This window comes from Brevundimonas naejangsanensis DSM 23858, assembly GCF_000421705.1.
In the GTDB taxonomy this organism is placed as follows: domain Bacteria; phylum Pseudomonadota; class Alphaproteobacteria; order Caulobacterales; family Caulobacteraceae; genus Brevundimonas; species Brevundimonas naejangsanensis.
Window position 1 is genome coordinate 367,160 of the sequence record NZ_ATXN01000003.1, and the last position, 17,059, is coordinate 384,218.

General features: G+C 66.0%; 17 protein-coding genes and 1 tRNA gene. 10 read left to right on the forward strand and 8 right to left on the reverse strand.

The window, feature by feature from the left end; genetic code table 11:
* The first annotated feature begins 7 nt into the window (after positions 1-7).
* Positions 8-709, forward strand: coding sequence for a P-loop NTPase family protein (locus tag H556_RS0109235; RefSeq protein ID WP_024354156.1), 702 nt, complete (start codon positions 8-10; stop codon positions 707-709).
* On the opposite strand, the gene H556_RS0109240 is transcribed toward H556_RS0109235, so the two are convergent.
* From H556_RS0109240 to H556_RS0109255, 4 genes are read right to left on the reverse strand one after another with little or no spacing between them, the layout of a single operon-like run.
* Entirely contained in the window at positions 702-1,655 is a 954-nt protein-coding gene (locus H556_RS0109240; protein WP_024354157.1) for a glycosyltransferase family 2 protein, read from the reverse strand. The two genes, H556_RS0109235 and H556_RS0109240, sit on opposite strands and share 8 nt — an antisense overlap.
* Positions 1,652-2,584 (reverse strand): glycosyltransferase family 2 protein, encoded by a 933-nt coding sequence (locus H556_RS0109245; protein ID WP_024354158.1) that lies wholly within the window; start codon positions 2,582-2,584, stop codon positions 1,652-1,654. The genes H556_RS0109240 and H556_RS0109245 overlap by 4 nt, the downstream gene beginning before the upstream one ends.
* Positions 2,581-4,032: a lipopolysaccharide biosynthesis protein gene (locus H556_RS0109250; RefSeq protein WP_024354159.1), complete on the reverse strand. Its 1,452-nt coding sequence runs from the start codon at positions 4,030-4,032 to the stop codon at positions 2,581-2,583. The genes H556_RS0109245 and H556_RS0109250 overlap by 4 nt, the downstream gene beginning before the upstream one ends.
* Positions 4,032-5,585, reverse strand: coding sequence for an exopolysaccharide biosynthesis polyprenyl glycosylphosphotransferase (locus H556_RS0109255; protein WP_024354160.1), 1,554 nt, complete (start codon positions 5,583-5,585; stop codon positions 4,032-4,034). The genes H556_RS0109250 and H556_RS0109255 overlap by 1 nt, the downstream gene beginning before the upstream one ends.
* Before the next feature lie 132 nt (positions 5,586-5,717).
* On the opposite strand from H556_RS0109255, the gene H556_RS0109260 reads away from it, so the two are divergent.
* Positions 5,718-5,809: transfer RNA gene (locus H556_RS0109260), tRNA-Ser, on the forward strand.
* A gap of 33 nt (positions 5,810-5,842) precedes the next feature.
* Here the strand turns inward: H556_RS0109260 and H556_RS16475 are convergent.
* Positions 5,843-6,019 (reverse strand): hypothetical protein, encoded by a 177-nt coding sequence (locus tag H556_RS16475; RefSeq protein ID WP_169469200.1) that lies wholly within the window; start codon positions 6,017-6,019, stop codon positions 5,843-5,845.
* A gap of 199 nt (positions 6,020-6,218) precedes the next feature.
* Here H556_RS16475 and H556_RS0109270 point away from each other — a divergent pair, with 199 nt between their 5' ends.
* Both H556_RS0109270 and egtB read left to right on the forward strand, forming a co-directional pair.
* On the forward strand, positions 6,219-6,524 hold the full coding sequence (locus tag H556_RS0109270) for an SCP2 sterol-binding domain-containing protein (RefSeq protein ID WP_024354161.1): 306 nt from the start codon (positions 6,219-6,221) through the stop codon (positions 6,522-6,524).
* Positions 6,525-7,078: 554 nt separating this feature from the next.
* Entirely contained in the window at positions 7,079-9,244 is a 2,166-nt protein-coding gene (gene egtB / locus H556_RS0109280) for an ergothioneine biosynthesis protein EgtB (protein WP_024354163.1), read from the forward strand.
* A 79-nt stretch (positions 9,245-9,323) separates the two neighbouring features.
* Here egtB and H556_RS0109285 read toward each other — a convergent pair whose 3' ends face one another.
* Positions 9,324-9,557: a con-10 family general stress protein gene (locus tag H556_RS0109285; protein ID WP_029673451.1), complete on the reverse strand. Its 234-nt coding sequence runs from the start codon at positions 9,555-9,557 to the stop codon at positions 9,324-9,326.
* A gap of 183 nt (positions 9,558-9,740) precedes the next feature.
* Here H556_RS0109285 and H556_RS0109290 point away from each other — a divergent pair, with 183 nt between their 5' ends.
* The gene (locus H556_RS0109290; protein WP_024354164.1) at positions 9,741-10,037 is read left to right on the forward strand and encodes a hypothetical protein; all 297 of its coding nucleotides are present in this window, start codon (positions 9,741-9,743) and stop codon (positions 10,035-10,037) included.
* Between the two features lies 1 nt (position 10,038).
* Here the strand turns inward: H556_RS0109290 and H556_RS0109295 are convergent, their stop codons facing one another.
* Positions 10,039-10,752, reverse strand: coding sequence for an MBL fold metallo-hydrolase (locus tag H556_RS0109295; RefSeq protein WP_024354165.1), 714 nt, complete (start codon positions 10,750-10,752; stop codon positions 10,039-10,041).
* Positions 10,753-10,924: 172 nt separating this feature from the next.
* Between H556_RS0109295 and tig the strand changes: the two genes are divergently transcribed.
* The 4 genes from tig (at position 10,925) to H556_RS0109315 (ending at position 14,688) form a co-directional block, all read left to right on the forward strand.
* Complete coding sequence (gene tig / locus H556_RS0109300) at positions 10,925-12,268, forward strand: trigger factor (protein ID WP_024354166.1); 1,344 nt, start codon at positions 10,925-10,927, stop codon at positions 12,266-12,268.
* Between the two features lie 119 nt (positions 12,269-12,387).
* Positions 12,388-13,293, forward strand: a complete 906-nt coding sequence (locus tag H556_RS15875; protein ID WP_155802452.1) for a hypothetical protein — start codon at positions 12,388-12,390, stop codon at positions 13,291-13,293.
* A gap of 108 nt (positions 13,294-13,401) precedes the next feature.
* The gene (locus H556_RS0109310) at positions 13,402-14,043 is read left to right on the forward strand and encodes an ATP-dependent Clp protease proteolytic subunit (RefSeq protein ID WP_024354168.1); all 642 of its coding nucleotides are present in this window, start codon (positions 13,402-13,404) and stop codon (positions 14,041-14,043) included.
* Positions 14,044-14,187: 144 nt separating this feature from the next.
* The gene (locus H556_RS0109315) at positions 14,188-14,688 is read left to right on the forward strand and encodes a cytochrome b (RefSeq protein ID WP_245559457.1); all 501 of its coding nucleotides are present in this window, start codon (positions 14,188-14,190) and stop codon (positions 14,686-14,688) included.
* 13 nt (positions 14,689-14,701) lie between these two features.
* Here H556_RS0109315 and H556_RS0109320 read toward each other — a convergent pair whose 3' ends face one another.
* A complete protein-coding gene (locus tag H556_RS0109320; RefSeq protein ID WP_024354170.1) occupies positions 14,702-15,349 on the reverse strand; it encodes an HAD-IB family hydrolase in 648 nt (215 codons plus the stop codon).
* A 196-nt stretch (positions 15,350-15,545) separates the two neighbouring features.
* Here H556_RS0109320 and clpX point away from each other — a divergent pair, with 196 nt between their 5' ends.
* Positions 15,546-16,814, forward strand: a complete 1,269-nt coding sequence (gene clpX, locus H556_RS0109325) for an ATP-dependent Clp protease ATP-binding subunit ClpX (protein ID WP_024354171.1) — start codon at positions 15,546-15,548, stop codon at positions 16,812-16,814.
* Positions 16,815-17,059: the final 245 nt, after the last annotated feature.

Genomic DNA, 17,059 nt, shown 5'->3' on the forward strand with positions numbered 1-17,059 from the left:
GATTCGCATGGTCGATCTGACGACAGAGATGGCTGGCCTGTGGGCTGCGCTGGGGCCGGCCCCGGCGCATCGCGGCCGCGTGATCCTGTTCGCCGCCGCGACATCGGGCGAAGGCGTCTCGACGGTGGCGCGAGAGTTCGCCCGTATGGCCGCCGTGCGTGGACGCCGTTCGGTTTGGCTGATCGACGGCGACCTATCGCAGCAGGGGCAGATGGAACAGATCGCCGCCGAGCCGGACCGGTTCGGGCGCCTGGGGTCGTCTGTGCGGGCGTCGCCGGACGGATCGGCCTTCTACGCCGTGTCACCGCCGTTGCGCGGCCGTGACGGCAAGCCCGCTGCGCCGGGACGCATCCTGACGGCCAAGGCCTGTCTGGGAGGGCGGCTGTATGTCACCCGCTTCCATATGGAGCTGCTGCGCGCAGGGCAGCGGGTCGAGGCGGTCGATGATCCGCGCTATTGGACCCGGCTGCGGGCGCATGCCGACACCGTGGTGATCGACGCCCCGGCGGCGGACCGTAGCGACATGGCCCTGACGCTGGCGCCGCTGGCGGACTCAACGGTGATGGTGGTGGCGGCGGACAGTACTGGCGCGGCCGCGCCTGCCGCCCTGCGCGAGGAGATCGACGCCGCCGGGGGCCGTGTCGCGGGTCTGGTGATGAACCGTTCGACCTGGAGCCCGCCCAAACTGCTGAAGCGGTTCTTCAGCTAGGCGCGCGCTGGCGGTTCAGGCGGTCCAGTTCGCTCTGGCCGTAGAAGCGCGGCTCGAAGCCCTTCATCCACATGATCTTGCCCAGACCGCGCGCGGCGCGGTCGGCCATCTGGGCGCGGCTGGCGCGGCCCATAATGGTCATGGCGAGCGTCGCTGCGCCCCAGACCAGCGTCTGGATCGCGCCGATGGCCATCCAGCGGCCGACGCCCAGCCAGTCGCGCGCTTCAGCGGCCGTCTGGCTGGGGCCTTGGCCATAGGCGAAGGCGCGGGTCAGGGCGTAGCGCAGGGTGGCCCGATGCGGGGGAGCGAACTCATCCACCCAGGCGTCGGCCGCCCAGCCGAACCGGCCGCCGCGCGCCTTCAAGGCGGCGAACAGGACATCGTCTTCGCCGCCGATTTGATCCGATCCGACGTGGAAGGGCGACTCTCCCGGCAAGGCGGTCGCGCGCACCAGAAGCGAGTTGCCGCAGCCGTAGGGCTCGTCGATCAGTTGATCGCCTTCAGGGCCTTCGCGGCCGAAGAAGCGTTCCAGATAGGCCGTCGCCCAGCCGGTTCCGTCCGGCACGCGACCCAGGATCGGACCGAACACGGCGTCGGCGCCGGTCGCTGCCTGACCGCGCAACAGGGCGGCCAGCCAGCCGGGGCTGGCGGCCTCGTCATCGTCCAGAAAAGCGATCAGCGGCGCTTGGGTAGCGGCCAGGCCCCTGTTTCGCGCGGTGGCCACGCCGGGGCGGGGCGCGTGGGTCCAGATCAGCGGGACCGGCGATTCGCCCTTCAACGCCTCGACCGTCGCACGGGCGCTGGCCTCGGGGTCATTGTCGGCGACGATGATTTCGCGCAGGCGGCTGTCGACGTTCTGCTGAGCGAAGATCGAGCGCAGGGCGCGGGTCAGTTCGTCCGGGCGACGCAGGGTCGGAATGACGACGGCTACGTCAGGGCTGCTCATATCGCCTCTGCATAGAGTGCGGCGCGATACAGCCGCAGGCTGAGGCCGCGAACAGCGGGGGGCAGCAGGCCGATGCGCGCCGCCTGTTTGAACAGAGGCCGGATCAGGTGCAGGCCGGGCACGGCCTTCAGCTTTTTCGCCACGCGATAGCTGGGATAGGCGGCGACGAAGTCGGGGTGCCGGGCGGCCACGCGAGCGAAGTTGGGCGCCGACTGCTCATATTTGGCGGCGAGGGCCTCGACCGTGTCCAGACCCATGTGGGTGGCCGGGTTGTCGATGTGCGTAACCGTGAACCGGCGCGAGACGCGCATGGCCCATTCGACATCCTCCCAGCCCCAGCCGCTGAAACCGGCGTCGAAGCTCTCGGTGTCGAACACGTCTCGGCGCACCAGAAGGTTGGAGGTGAAGACGTATTTTTCTGGCTGCAGCGCCCTCTGATCGGCGGAGATGCAGTCGGAGCGCGCGGCCATCTGGCGATGGACGGCGAAGCGCGCGTCGGTCGGCGCCTGAAGCAGGGAGAACCCGCCGAAGGCCACGGCCGGGTCATCCTTTATGGCCAGATCGACCCAGTCGCTGAGGAAGCGCGGATGGTCGGGGCGCATGTCGCTGTCCAGGAACAGAAGGAAGCGGCCGCGCGCGGCCTCAGCCAGGCGGTTGCGGCCTTTTGAGCGCCCCTCGTTGGCGTTCAGGGTGATCAATCGGGCGGGCAGGGACAGGGCGTCGATCAAGGCGGTCAGTCGCGCGGTCAGGGCCGGGTCCGCTGTGCCGTCGTCGAGAATGATCAACTCGGCGCGCTCTGCGACGGCATGAGCCTCGCGGTCCAGCATCCGCAGCAGCACTGACGGATCGTCGCGCAGGAAGGGCATCAGCACCGACAGGACGGGCGTCGCCGCCGCCCATGCCGTGTTGTCGTGAACCGAGACGCTCATGCCGCCGCCTTTCGCGCCTGCAGGAAGCCGCGCAGGCGACGCAGCAGGTCGCGCACGCCCGCGGCGTTCAGGGCGTAGGCGACGACGCCGTACACGGCTACGCCTACGGCGGCGTCCATCATGAGTTCCGCGAAACCTCCGATCGGCGGCAGCAACAGTACGACCGCGGCCATGACGGCGGCCGCCAGGCCGCAGCGCGCCAGCGCGTTCCACGGCACGGGCAGCGGCAGGATGCGGCGGCCGATGGTCATGGAGGCGCTCAGGCCCAGTGCAAAGCTGATCGCCGTCGCCCAGGCCGCGCCCATGACGCCGAAGCGCGGGATCAACAGGATATTCAGGATGATGTTGCTGCCCGCCGGAATGCTCATGGCGAGCAACAGCCAGCCGGTGCGGCGGCCCAGCGTGAAAGCCTGTCCGAAATAATAGGTCGTCATGCCCGACAGGAATGCGCCCAGCGCGACCCACGGCGTGACGGAGGCGGCGACAGTGCGCAGGTCTTCGCCGATCATGAACTCGGCCAGCGGCCGTGCGACCAGGGCTACGCCCACGGCGGCGGGCAGGCCGATCAGCACCAGGGTCGAGGCCTGTTCTCGCGCGGCGGCCTGAAGGTCTGCGCGCCCGCCGCGTTCCAGCGCCATGACGAGGGCGGGAGCGCCTGCGGCGCCCAGCCAGACGAACATGACGTCCAGCGTCCGATTGGCGATGCTGTAGGCGGCGTGATAGGCGCCGACCGCCGCCTCGTTCATGAACAGGGCCAGCAGGAAGCGGTCGGTCGAGGCCAGCACCACGGTCAGCCCCAGACCGACGGCGATGGGATAGCCATAGACGGCGTAGGCTTTCAGCCGCTGGCGATCCAGCCGTCCGCGCCTGGCCTCGCGCAGTTCGGCGGGAAGGATGAAGGGCAGGGCGGCCAGCGGCGCCAGCAGCATACCCGCCAGCGGGGCCTCAGCCCCCAGCCCCAGCAGGGCCAGGCCGACGCCGAAGATTAGTCCGGCGACCGCGCTCCAGATATCGATGGCGGCGGCGGGGCCGACATTCCCCGCCGCGCGGAACCGTTCCTGCGCCAGCTTGAGGAAGCAACGCACGGGCACGCCCGCCAACGCCACTGCCAGGGGCAGGCGGAAACTGTCCGGCATCGGCCACAGCCACACCAGCAGGCCGACGACGGGCACGAAGACGGCGGTGATCAGAAAGGCGGCGCGATACAGGCTGGCGAAATGCCCGGCCATCTGCGCTTCATCGGATTGCGCCGCCCAGAAGCGGGCCATTGAAGCTTCCAGCCAGCTGAACGTCGCCACATGGGCCAGCGTCAGCACCGAATAGGCCAGGGCGTAGCGGCCGAAGTCCTCGGGCGACAGCAGGCGTGTAAAGATGATGATGGTCAGAAACCCGACCACGCCCTGCACGATATTGGCCGGCAGGTAGCCGAAAACCCCTCGCCAGAACATCAGCGGACAGCCATCCGGTCGCCCAGGAGAACGGGAACGGTCACGGCGATGATCCACAGATCCAGCCAGAAGGACTGGCGCTCGATGTATTCGATATCGAGCTGCACGCGGCGGCGCACCTCGTCGGCCGTATGCAGCGGCCCGCGCGAGCCTTGAATGGCGGCCCAGCCGGTCATGCCCGGCTTGATGCGGTGACGGTGAGCGTATTCAGCGACCAGACGCGCCGACTCGGCGTCTCCGGTCTTCATGCCGATGGCGTGCGGACGCGGCCCCACCAGCGACATCTCGCCGCGCAGCACATTCACCAACTGCGGCAGTTCATCCAGACTGGTGGCGCGCAGAAACCTGCCAAGGCGCGTCACGCGGTCGTCGCCGGCGGTCACCTGGCGGCTGGCGGTGGCGTCAGAGGCTTCCTGACGCATGGTGCGGAACTTCCACACCACGATCTCTTCCTGGTTGAAGCCGTGGCGGCGCTGACGGAACAGGGCCGGGCCCTTGCTGTCCAACTGCACGGCCAGGCCGATCAGGAACAGAACCGGACTGAGCGCGACCAGAGCCAGCGCCGACAGGATGATGTCGAGGATCCGCTTGTTGAACGCGCGCCGCTCGCCGTCCACTGCGCCGCCCAGCAGGGGCAGGGAGGCCGAGGCCAGCTTCTCCAGCGCTTCATTGCGTTGGGCAGCGCCCTTGGGGTCGACCAGAAGCGTCAGCGGGATGGGCAGGACTTCCAGCCGGCGCGTCAGGGCGCGAACCCGCTCTTCGGCCTTGGGGTCGATGGCCAGGATGACGCGGTCGATATAGGGCGTCAGTCGATGGTCCAGCAGGGCGTCGGCGCCGCCCAGAACCGGCACTCCAGCCAGGGCGTCAGGCGTACGGGCCAGGCGGTCGTCGAAGACGCCCAGAATGTTCAGGTCGCGCCGATCCAGCGCCTCGCGGATCAGGGATTCGGCATGACGCGTGGCGCCGACCACGACGACATTGGGAGTCAGGTCGCCGCGGCTTCTCCATTGAGCCACCAGCATCCGCCAGATGGTGTGCAGGCCGGTCACCACTACCGTGGACGCAATCGCCCACCAGCCGTATTCGGCCACGGGCGTTTCGCCGGGCAGGACCAGCCCCAGCACGCAGGCGATGGCTCCGCCCAGGGCGGCCACGACAGCGACCCCCGCCAGATGGCGCGCCGGCGCCCGGCTGCTGTCAAAACGATACAGGCCCAGCGAGCGCATCAGGCCCAGGGTAACCAGTGCGCCGATCAGGATCGGCAGGGCCTGGAGCAGGGTGACCTTCGTCAAACCTCCTGGGTTCAGCCGGTCGATGGCCACGAAGCACAGGAAGGAAGAGGCGACGATGTCCATGCCTCGGAAATAGAAGACGCGCCGCCGCGCGGCCGCGCGTTGACGGGTGTTCAGCCAGACTTCTGGGCGCAGCGGCCCGCGCCGCGTCCGCCCGGTCGGCCCTGTCGGCGCCGCGGCGCGCGATTCGGTCGTCGCGGCGCGAGATGCGCGCGCGCCATCCGTCGCGGATGCCAGGGTGTCAGCAGGGGTGATGGCCAATTCTCTTTCCCGAAATCGAGCAAAATGGGGCGATAATCCCCTCTCACATGCCACTCTTATGCCGGGTTAACACAAAGGGTGTCAGTTCCGCATTGCGAAGCGTCGCGCGACTCGCTATCCACGCGGCCTGCCGGAGACGTGGCCGAGTGGCTGAAGGCAACGGTTTGCTAAATCGTCGTACCCTGTAAGGGGTACCGAGGGTTCGAATCCCTCCGTCTCCGCCAGAACCATTCACCTTCACAAATGATGACGCAGCCTTAGCCTTCCTTGGAGGGAGCGGCTTTGGCGTCGGTAGGGCGGCGCACGGCGACGCCGTGCTGGCGCAGGATGCGACGCGCGACTTCGGGCGCGCCGATCATGGGCAGAGGCTGGCCAAAACGCTCGCGCCACAGTTGATCGAGGCGAACTTCCTCGGGAGTGAGTAGGCGGGTCATTGAGGAGTCCTTGTTACGCAGACTCTTTGCTTTTAGGCCGTCCCGCCGGGCGCGAACGCAAACTCATGTAACCTGAGCCATATGTGATGGAACCCACACCTTGGAATGCATTCGGGGGCGAGCTTCCCTAGGGTGATCTTGGCGCCGCGCGGCGCGCGGGTTAGGCCTGTGGCTCAACTTCTCAACGGGAGAGACGCATATGGCCGATCTGGCCCTCGCCACCGACAAGATCCGCGCCGCCGTCGGCGAAAACTCGGGTCTGGGCAAGACCGTGAAGCTGGACTTCGGCGATGACGGCAAGATCTTCATCGACGGCGCCTCGGCTCCGAACACCGTCAGCAACGACGACAAGCCGGCCGACGCCACAGTCTCGATCAAGTGGGACGATTTCGTCGCCCTGGCCGAAGGTCGCCTGGATCCGATGATGGCCTTCATGCAGGGCAAGCTGAAAATCGCCGGCGACATGATGATCGCCCAGAAGCTGGCGCCGCTGCTCAAGGGCTGACGACGGGCTTAAGGCCTGATGATCAACGGCGCAGCTCCGACGGGGCCGCGCCGTTTTCATTTGTGCGGGGCTGTCGCGACTCTGGCTATCGCGCCTGATCAGGCGGATTTTTATGATGGTGATGGACGGAGGGCGAACTGAAGTCTCCATCGACGATGTCGCCCAGATAAAGGTTCGTGCTTGATTTGCTGGGCGGGGCAGGCGGGCGGCCGAACAGCCAGTCCATGAGGCCGCGCTTGGCCGGACGGGGGCTTTGAGGGAACGAGGGGTGTTGCGGAGTCATCATTACGGACTCTCCTGAAGTTGGGAATTAAACCCTTTCAGAAGGGCGCTGTTCCTTCGGCGCCGCTGTCGCGGCCATTATTATTTTGGCGTCATGGAGCGCTATTGCATTCCCGGCGGCGCCGGCGGTCGATGACCTTCTTCCCTGTGTGCGTCGTCGCGGCCGTCAGCCCACGCCAGGGCCGGATCACGACTGACGGAACCGCCTGCGCGTGGCCTGCATTTCGAGAAGGTGGCGACCGAAGAAATCAGCATGGGGGCGAAACGGCTTCATGGGCAGCATGCAGCATAGGGCGACCGCCCCCGACTGCGACCTTGAACGCTATCGGCGGACGCGTAGCGTGTTGCCGATACTGGCTGCATCCCTGTCGGATGAAGACCTGCAGGCTCAGTCGATGGCTGAGACCAGTCCCGGCAAATGGCATCTCGGCCATGTAAGCTGGTTCTTTGAGGCCATGCTGCTTGAACGGCCGGGCTATCGGCCGATCGACCCGAGGCTGAGGCGGGTTTTCAACTCCTATTATCATGCTCTGGGCGAGCGGATCGGTCGCGCCGAACGGGGCCTGATGACGCGCCCTTCGCGGGCTGAGGTCATGGCCTATCGGGAGGAGGTCGATCGGCGAATGGAGGCGCGCCTCGCCGACACCTCGGCGCCGTTCAGCGAGCTGGAGCGATATCTCTTTGAGTTGGGCCTGAACCACGAACAGCAGCATCAGGAGCTTTTCCTGATGGATATGCTGCATCTGATGTCGCGCTCGCCGCTGGATCCGGCCGCCTTTGGCGAGGAGCCGCGCTGCGCGCCGCTGCAGTCGTCGCACGACGGGTGGCGGACCTTCGATGGCGGGCTGGTTGAGATCGGCGACGCCGCTGAGAGTTTCGCCTTCGACAATGAGCGGCCCGCCCATCGCGTCTGGCTGGAGCCGTTCGATCTGGCCGCCGATCTGGTCGCCAACAGCGAGTGGCTGGCCTTCATCAACGACGGCGGCTACGCGCGGGCTGATCTGTGGCTGAGCGACGGCTGGGCGACGGTTCAGGCGCAGGGTTGGACGGCCCCGCTCTACTGGAGGCGTGAGGAAGACGACGGCTGGACGGTGATGACGTTGGCGGGGCGGCGGCCGGTCGATCCGGCGGCGCCGGTGCGTCATGTCAGCTTCTATGAGGCCGACGCCTTCGCGCGGTGGTCGGGGCGACGCCTGCCGACCGAGGCGGAATGGGAGCACGCGGCTCGCAGTCGGCCCGAGGCCTTCTCCAATCTGGACACTGAGGCATGGCAATGGACCTCCAGCGCCTATGGCCCTTACCCCGGCTTTCGCCCGACCGAAGGCACGGCGGCTGAGTACAACGGCAAGTTCATGGCCAATCAGATGGTGCTGCGCGGCGGCGCCTTCGCCACGGCGCCGGGCCATGCGCGGCCGACCTATCGCAACTTCTTCTATCCGGACCAACGCTGGGCCTTCACCGGCGTGCGGCTGGCGTCGGACGCCGACGATGCGATGCGACGGGGCGAGGGCGACGACGAGCATGAGGCCTTTCGTCGCGATCTCGTCTCAGGTCTGGCGGCGCGGCCCAAGAGCCTGCCGCCCAAATGGTTCTATGACGCGCGGGGGTCGGACCTGTTTGAGGCCATCACGCGCCTGCCGGAATATTATCCGACCCGACAGGAAGCAGCGCTGCTGCGGCGGGTCGCGCCGCAGTGGGCGGGGCGGTTCGGCCCTGACGCCGTCCTGGTCGAACTGGGCTCGGGCGCGAGCGAGAAGACCCGGATCGTGCTGGACGCCGCGTCCGATCTGGCGGCCTACGTCCCCATCGACATCAGTCCCACAGCGCTGGAAGACGCGGCCGCGCGTTTGAGGCAGGCCTATCCCGCGCTGAAGGTCTTGCCGCTGGTCGGCGATTTCGAACATCTCGGCGTCCTGCCGCTTGAAGCGGGGCAGGGGCGGCGCGTGGGTTTTTTCCCGGGTTCGACCATCGGCAATCTGACGCCAGAGGTCGCCGAGGCCCTGTTGCGCGGCGCGCGCGACATGCTGGGGCCGGACGCTCTGTTTATTCTGGGCGTCGATCTGATCAAGGAGCCGTCGATCCTGATCCCCGCCTATGACGACGCGCAAGGCGTGACCGCCCGCTTCAACCTGAACGTGCTGGCGCGGGCCAACCGCGATCTGGGGACGGACTTTGATCTGGACGCTTTCGCCCATCGGGCGGTCTGGAACGAGGCCGAGGCGCGTATGGAGATGCACCTGGAGGCCCTGCGCCCCATGACGGTGCGGCTCGGCAAGCTGGTCTTCCGGTTTGCGCAGGGCGAGACGATCCACACCGAAAGCTCGCGCAAGTTCGACGAGGCCCGCGTGCGCGCTCTGGCCGAGGCGGCGCGCTGGCGGGTCGAGGCGTTCGAGGTCAGCGACGCGCCGCGCGTGGCCCTGGCGCTGCTGGCCAGCTAGTCCTCGGTGGATGTCGGGCAAAGAAAAACGGCGAGGTTTCCCGCGCCGTCTCTAAAGTCTGAAACTGTGTCGCTGGGGATCAGCGCTTCGGCGTCGCCGGATCCTGAGCGGCCTTGTTGCGCGCCCCGTGGGAGGCTTCGCCGCCCTTACGCCCGGCCTGGGCTGCAAGAGAGCGATCCTGAGAGAAGCTGCGCTTCTCGCTGGGGACGCTGGCGCCGCCCTTGCGGGCGATTTCGCGCTGACGTTCCGGATCCATCGAGGCGAAACCTCGCTTGGAAACACCGGAGCCGCGAGTGGGCTGACCTTCGGCCATTTCAGATGTTCCTTTCGTAGACGGTGGCGCTTGCGCAAGAGAACCCGGCCCCGGCGCGGAGGTTCCGAGAAAGGATTAAAACCCTGTTCGGCGGCCAGGCTCGTCAAGGCGCGATAAGACGGAACCGCACGGATTTCGGCGGGTTCATCGAGGCTCGGAGTGCAGCATTCAGGAGCTCAGTTCATGCCGGTTTCCAACGACCCCTTCGCCAATACTGACGGCGCGCCGTCGCCGGAGGACATCACCGAAGGCCGCTCCACCCTTGGCGACCGTCTGGAGGGTGCGGCCGATGAGATTCTGACCGCAGGGACGCGGCCGCGCCCGCTGCGTCAGGCCGTTCGCGAGGATGCGGCCGAGGTGCGCGACTGGGCGCGCCATCGCGGCTCCGAGGCCTGCGAGGCGATTCGCGACGAGCCGATCCGGATGACGCTCTATGCCCTCGGGATAGGCGTGCTGATCGGCCTGCTGGCCGCGCGCTGAATTAGGCTGGGCCGGAGGCCGGGCGCGCAATCGGCGCCGCCTGCATGGCCCGATCCGAGACGAAGGGGTTGCTGCGTCGCTCGGCTCCGAACGTCGAATGCGGCCCGTGGCCCGGCACGAAGGTTACGTCGTCGCCCAGCGGCCACAGCTTTGTGGTGATCGCGCTCAGCAGGGCCTGATGGTCGCTGCGCGGGAAGTCGGTGCGACCGACCGAACCCTGGAACAGAACGTCGCCGACCTGGGCGAAACGGGCCTGGCGGTTGAAGAAGATCACGTGGCCGGGCGTGTGTCCGGGGCAGTGGAAGACCTCCCACGTCGTCTCGCCCAGCGTCAGAACGTCGCCGTCGTCCAGCCAGCGCGTCGGGGTGAAGGTGCGGGCCTCGGGCAGGCCGTACTTCTGGCCCTGGGTGGGAATCAGGTCTATCCAGAACTGGTCCTCAAGGTGCGGGCCGACGATGTCGAGGCCGGTCTTCTCCTGCATCTCGGCGGCGGCGCCGGCGTGGTCCAGGTGGCCGTGGGTGATCCAGATGGCGTCCAGCGTCAGTCCGCGTCGTGCGACCTCGCCCAGAATGGCGTCGACCGAGCCGCCCGGATCAATGACGGCGGCCTTGTTGGTCTTCGTGCACCAGACGGTGGTGCAGTTCTGCTGAAGCGGGGTCACGGGCGTGACGAAGACGCCGATGGGGGCTGCGGAAGAGGCTGACGACTGGCTCATGCGCCCTCAGATAGCGGCCCGATGACCACAAAGGAACCGCGTTGCGTTGACGTTTCAGCCCCTTCTCGACATAAGGGCGGGCTCCGAGGCGCCGCTCCCGAAAGGGGCGGCCCTGTTGCTTTATCCACCGCGCGCCTTTGCGGCGTCGCCACAGAGCGTCAGATATCCGACCATGCAAGTCGTCGAAAAGTCGAACGAAGGCCTCAGCCGCGTGATTGCGGTGACCATTCCCGTCGCCGAGCTGAATGAAAAGCTCGAAGCCCGCATCAAGGAAGTGGCCCCCCAGATGAAGCTCAAGGGCTTCCGTCCGGGCAAGGTGCCGGCCTCGTACGTCAAGAAGACCTTCGGCCGTGACTTCATGGGCGAAATCATCAACGCCTCGCTGAACGAGACCAGCCAGGGCGCTCTGGAAGAGCTGAAGCTGCGTCCGGCCGCGCCGGCCGAGATGAACCTGACCTCCGACATGGACAAGGTCATCGCCGGTCAGGAAGACCTGGCCTATGAGATGTCGCTGGAAGTCATGCCGGAATTCACCCCGGTCGACCCCAAGACCCTGAAGCTGACCCGCCCGACCTATGAGGCCTCGGAAGAGGACCTGGACGAGGCGCTGAAGGAACTGGCCTCGCAGGCCAAGTCCTACGAGGACAAGAAGGGCAAGACGGTCAAGGCCGCCGACGGCGACCAACTGACCATCGACTTCCTTGGCAAGATCGACGGCGAAGCCTTCGACGGCGGCGCCGCCACCGACGCGGACCTGGTGATCGGCTCGGGCCGCTTCATCCCCGGCTTCGAAGAGCAGCTGAAGGGCTCCAAGGTCGGTGAAGAAAAGACCATCGAAGTGACCTTCCCGGAAGAATACCAGGCCAAGCACCTGGCCGGTAAGGCCGCGACCTTCGACGTCACCGTCAAGGCCATCAAGGCCGAGGTCGAATCCAAGATCGACGACGAGTTCGCCACGCGCATCGGCCTGGAGTCGCTGGACCAGCTGAAGGAACTGCTGAAGTCCAACCTGAACCAGCAGTACGCCGGCGCTGCCCGCTTCAAGCTGAAGCGCGCCCTGCTGGACCTGCTGGACGAAGGCCACGACTTCGCCCTGCCGCCGAAGATGGTGGACGCCGAGTTCGAAGGCATCTGGGCCCAGGTGTCGGCCGACAAGGACGCCGGCCAGCTGCCGGAAGAAGACGCCAAGAAGTCGGAAGACGAACTGAAGGCCGAGTACAAGAAGATCGCCGAGCGCCGCGTGCGCCTGGGTCTGGTCCTGGCCGAGATCGGCCGCGCCAACAACGTCGGCGTGACGGATCAGGAACTGTCGAACGCCATCATGGCCGAAGCCCGCAACTATCCGGGTCAGGAAAAGATGGTGCTGGACTTCTACCGCCAGAACCCGAACGCCGCAGCCCAGCTGCGCGCCCCGATCTATGAAGAGAAGGTCGTCGACCTGATCGTCTCGGTCGCCGAGGTGAAGGACGAAGCCATCACCAAGGAAGAGCTGATGAAGGAAGAAGACGAGGCGTAAGCCCTTCTTTCCTGACGAGCGTTATTGAGGGGCGGTCCGCATGGGCCGCCCCTCTTTGCATGGAAGAGCGGAGACGGTAGGATATCGGCGTTTTGTCGGGGTTCGACATGGAGACGACTATGCTGAGCCTGGCAACGCTGATGGCATCAGCACTGATTTCCGGCACGCCGGTGCAAGCTGCGGGCTCGCCGTCGGCGCAGGAAGATCCCGTCCGGGTCGAGGATGTGGTCGTATCCAGCCGACGCCTGCAGGATGAGGCTGAGGCGTTTGTCGCGGAACTGGCGGCTCCGCCGCCCAAGCGCGGTCTGGCGCGATGGCGCGGGCCGATCTGCATCGGCGTCGCCAGCCTGTCGCAGAGCGTCGCGCGCCCGCTGATCGACCACATCGCCACGGTGGCGAGCGGCTACGACGTGCGCATACGAGAGCTGGGCTGCCAGCCCAATGTCATCATTGTCTTCACGGACGACGCTCCAGGCTTGGCGCGGGGTCTGGTGGAGCACGACGCCGATGCGTTCCGCGTGCGCTGGACCAGCCAACTGGACCGGGGACAGAAAGCGTTGGACGCCTTCCAGAACGGCGACTGGCCTGTGCGCTGGTGGCACGTCAGCATGCCGGTCATCGGCATCTCGGGGCAGCGGGCCATCCGGATGCCGGGGGACGTCGAGCCGATTTACGTGCCGGGCGAGGGGCTGGCGAACAAGGGGCGACCTATCACGGACGTGTTAAGCAAGGTGATCGTCATCGTCGATATCGCCAAGGTCGAGGGGACTGAACTTCCCCTTTTAGGGGACTATCTGGCGATGGTGGTGTTGGCGCAGGTTAACCCCGAGGGCGGCACGGGTCGGTTCGATACGGTGCTGAATCTTTTCCACGAAACGGGTAGGGACGAGGGCTTGTCGGGCTGGGATAAGGCCTACCTCGCTTCGCTATACGGGGCGTTCTCGGAGCGCATCGACCGATACAATCATGCCTCTTCGATCGTGCGTGACCTCCGACGAGCGGAGCGGAACGCGCAACGCCAATAAGGTCGAGCGCAAGGGAGCCTTGCGCCGACGGGCCAGCGACGCGATATCGTAGGAGACAGGCGCGCGTTCCATGAGTCGTGCGACCCTCCTGAATTCGAGAAGGCCTTCATGCGCGATCCGATCGACTACATCTCCAACAACCTGGTGCCGATGGTGGTGGAGCAATCCAGCCGCGGCGAACGGTCGTTCGACATCTTCTCGCGCCTGCTGCGCGAGCGGATCATCTTCCTGACCGGCCCGTTCGAGGACGGCATGGCCTCGCTGATCTGCGCCCAACTGCTGTTCCTGGAATCGGAGAACCCGAAGAAGGAGATCAGCATGTACATCAACAGCCCCGGCGGTCAGGTGACGTCGGCGCTCGCGATCTACGACACCATGCAATACATCAAGTCGCCGGTATCGACCGTGGTCATGGGCATGGCCGCCTCGGCCGGCTCGCTGATCCTGACGGCCGGCGAAGCGGGCCAGCGCGTCGCCCTGCCGAACGCGCGCGTCATGGTGCACCAGCCCTCGGGCGGTTTCCGCGGCACGGCTTCGGACATCGAGCGCCACGCCGAAGACATCATCGCCACCAAGCGCCGTCTGAACGAGATTTACGTCCAGCACACGGGCCGCACCTATGAAGAGGTCGAGCGCACTCTGGACCGCGACCACTTCATGACGGCTGAGGAAGCCAAGGCCTGGGGCATCGTCGACCACGTCTATGACAAGCGCACCCAGGCCGACGACGACGGCGTGAAGGCTCCCTAAGTCTTAAACGCGCTCGGGCTGCGACAATTTGCGAGGCGGGATCTGGCGACGGATTCCGCCTCGAATCGTGTTTGAGATTCGTTGTCAGCAAGGGGGCGATTCATGATGATGCAGTGGAGAGACGACGGATTCCGATATGGTGCCGTGACGCGCGCCCTGCACTGGGCGATGGCCCTGCTGCTGGCGTGGCAGTTCGCGGGTATGGCGATCAAGCTGATCGTCGGCAAGGCGCCGATCACCGCCTTCTGGGTTGGCACGCACAAGGGGATCGGCGTCATTCTGTTGACCCTGATCGTGCTGCGGGCGCTTTGGGGCCTGTACAATATGAAGGCGCGCCCGGCGCATGGCGGCGGTTTTTGGGGTCTGGCCGCCAAGGTCGGGCATCTGGCGCTCTACGCCCTGATGCTGATCGTCCCGGCTCTGGCGCTGCTGCGGCAGTATGGATCGGGCAAGCCGCTGGATGTGTTCGGGGTGCGCCTGATCGACGGCGGCTGGGCCGAGGTGTCGTGGATGACCGCCCCGGCCAACGCCGTGCATGGCCTGCTGGCCTGGGTGCTGCTGGCCGCGATTGCGGGCCATATTCTGATGGTGCTGGTCCATCGCTTCATCTGGAAGGATGAGACGACCCGGCGGATGATCGGCTAGAGTGAAGTGTCGTTCAGGGGCGGCCGGTGAACACGCGGTAGCCCTTTTCGTCGGCCGCCGCGATCATCTCGGCGTCGCCCGAAGTGTCGCCATAGGCGGCGGCCAGCTTCATGTCCGGGCCGTAGACGGCGCGAAGGCGGCTCATCTTCTCCTCGCCCCGACAGTTGCCGCCGACGAAGCTTCCCGCCACGCGATCCTGAGCGTCGAAGGCCAACCGGGTGCCGATCAGGTTCTCGGCCCCCAGACGGCGGGCGAAGGGGGCGACGGTTGTCTCGGGCGAGGCTGTGACGATGACGCGGTGGGCGCCGCGACGGCCCCAGTCTTCCCACGTCGCCAGGGCGTCGGGGCGCATGAAGCGCGGCCAGATCTCGGCGGCGAAGCGCTCGGCCTCGGCCTCCAGCGACTTGCGGTCGGCGCCCATCAGGAACTCGCGCACCGAGGCGATCTTGATCCGGCCCCGGTCCCGGTCGCCCAGATAGGCGAAGACCGCCGGGACCATCTGCGCCAGACCGGTCAGCCAGCGCACAGGCCCGGCCCGCCATTTCAGGAAACTGGTGAAGCTGTCGCGAATCGTTAGCGTGCCGTCGAAATCGAAGGCGACGATGGCCTGGCCGGGGGCAGGGGACTGGTGAAAGCCTTTTTCGCTTCCCATGTCAGACATTAGCCGTGATCCCCATATTATCTGTCCTGTCCGTTCCCCGAAGCGCGTTGCAGCGCCGCAACGGGGTTGTGGCGGAACGTGTGATGGGTGATTGTCATTTTTTGAAGACCTTCGATGATAGATTCCTCGGATCGATCGCGAAGGAAGCGCCTTTCGTCCCAATGTCGGGGCGGATTGCGGATAGTGAGAAGGGTCTATGACCAAAGCCGCCGGCACAGACGCCAAAAGCACGCTCTACTGCTCGTTCTGCGGCAAGAGCCAGCACGAAGTCCGCAAACTGATCGCCGGACCGACCGTTTTCATCTGCGATGAATGCGTCGAACTGTGCATGGACATCATCCGCGAAGAGCACAAGATCGCGTTCAAGACCTCCAAGGACGGCGTGCCTACGCCCAAGGAGATTCGCGACGTCCTCGACGATTACGTGATCGGCCAGGCCCACGCCAAGAAGGTGCTGAGCGTCGCCGTTCACAACCACTACAAGCGCCTGAACCACGCGACGAAGAACAACGACGTCGAACTGGCCAAGTCGAACATCATGCTGATCGGGCCGACCGGCTCGGGCAAGACGCTTCTGGCCCAGACGTTGGCGCGCATCATCGACGTGCCGTTCACCATGGCCGACGCCACGACCCTGACCGAAGCCGGTTATGTGGGCGAGGATGTCGAGAACATCATCCTGAAGCTGCTTCAGGCGTCGGACTACAATGTCGAGCGGGCCCAGCGCGGCATCGTCTACATCGACGAAATCGACAAGATTTCGCGCAAGTCGGACAATCCGTCGATCACTCGCGATGTGTCGGGCGAGGGCGTGCAGCAGGCCTTGCTGAAGATCATGGAAGGCACCGTCGCCTCCGTGCCTCCGCAAGGCGGCCGCAAGCATCCGCAGCAGGAGTTCCTGCAGGTCGACACCGCCAACATTCTGTTCATCGTCGGCGGCGCCTTCGCCGGCCTTGAAAAGGTGATCTCGGCGCGTGGTGCAGGGGCCTCCATCGGCTTCGGCGCCAAGGTCAAGGAGATCGACGAGCGTCGCACCGGCGAAATCCTCAAGGGCGTCGAGCCGGACGACCTGATGCGCTTCGGTCTGATCCCCGAATTCATCGGCCGTCTGCCGGTCCTGGCGACGCTGGAAGACCTGGACGAGGCGGCGCTGATCACCATCCTGACCGAGCCGAAGAACGCTCTGGTCAAGCAGTACAAGCGACTGTTCGAGATGGAGAACGTCACCCTGACCTTCACCGACGACGCTCTGTCGGCGGTGGCGAAGAAAGCGATCACCCGCAAGACCGGCGCCCGCGGCCTGCGCTCCATTCTGGAGGGCGTGCTGCTGGAGACGATGTTCGAACTGCCCACCTTCGAGGGCGTCGAAGAGGTCGTGGTCAACGCCGAGGTGATCGATGGCAAGGCCCAGCCGCTGCTGATCTATTCGGAAACCAAGAAGAAAACGGCCGACGGCGCCGCCTGACGCCACGGTCTGATCCAAGCGAAAAGGGGCGGCTCGCCATGAGCCGCCCCTTCATCGTTTCAGAGATGTCCAGGCGCCCGTCTGAAATCACACGCTTTTTCACGCTTCTGTGGGCTGCAGGCCCGCCACGCTTGAACCGCGTCCAGACAGAACCACATACTCACACGAAAGCCGCTGAAAACAGCGGGTCGAGTCGGGACGAAGAGGCAGTAGCGCCAAATCAGACCGGTTCGGCGGGCCGGAGA

Bases quoted from the DNA above. Each gene is read 5' to 3' on its own strand.
- H556_RS0109240 (WP_024354157.1), bottom strand. From the start codon at position 1,655: ATGAGCAGCCCTGACGTAGCCGTCGTCATTCCGACCCTGCGTCGCCCG.
- egtB (WP_024354163.1), top strand. From the start codon at position 7,079: ATGGGCAGCATGCAGCATAGGGCGACCGCCCCCGACTGCGACCTTGAA.
- H556_RS0109235 (WP_024354156.1), top strand. From the start codon at position 8: ATGGTCGATCTGACGACAGAGATGGCTGGCCTGTGGGCTGCGCTGGGG.
- H556_RS0109285 (WP_029673451.1), bottom strand. From the start codon at position 9,557: ATGGCCGAAGGTCAGCCCACTCGCGGCTCCGGTGTTTCCAAGCGAGGT.
- H556_RS0109320 (WP_024354170.1), bottom strand. From the start codon at position 15,349: ATGTCTGACATGGGAAGCGAAAAAGGCTTTCACCAGTCCCCTGCCCCC.
- H556_RS0109290 (WP_024354164.1), top strand. From the start codon at position 9,741: ATGCCGGTTTCCAACGACCCCTTCGCCAATACTGACGGCGCGCCGTCG.
- H556_RS16475 (WP_169469200.1), bottom strand. From the start codon at position 6,019: ATGACCCGCCTACTCACTCCCGAGGAAGTTCGCCTCGATCAACTGTGG.
- H556_RS0109245 (WP_024354158.1), bottom strand. From the start codon at position 2,584: ATGAGCGTCTCGGTTCACGACAACACGGCATGGGCGGCGGCGACGCCC.
- H556_RS0109270 (WP_024354161.1), top strand. From the start codon at position 6,219: ATGGCCGATCTGGCCCTCGCCACCGACAAGATCCGCGCCGCCGTCGGC.
- H556_RS15875 (WP_155802452.1), top strand. From the start codon at position 12,388: ATGCTGAGCCTGGCAACGCTGATGGCATCAGCACTGATTTCCGGCACG.
- tig (WP_024354166.1), top strand. From the start codon at position 10,925: ATGCAAGTCGTCGAAAAGTCGAACGAAGGCCTCAGCCGCGTGATTGCG.
- H556_RS0109295 (WP_024354165.1), bottom strand. From the start codon at position 10,752: ATGAGCCAGTCGTCAGCCTCTTCCGCAGCCCCCATCGGCGTCTTCGTC.
- clpX (WP_024354171.1), top strand. From the start codon at position 15,546: ATGACCAAAGCCGCCGGCACAGACGCCAAAAGCACGCTCTACTGCTCG.
- H556_RS0109250 (WP_024354159.1), bottom strand. From the start codon at position 4,032: ATGTTCTGGCGAGGGGTTTTCGGCTACCTGCCGGCCAATATCGTGCAG.
- H556_RS0109310 (WP_024354168.1), top strand. From the start codon at position 13,402: ATGCGCGATCCGATCGACTACATCTCCAACAACCTGGTGCCGATGGTG.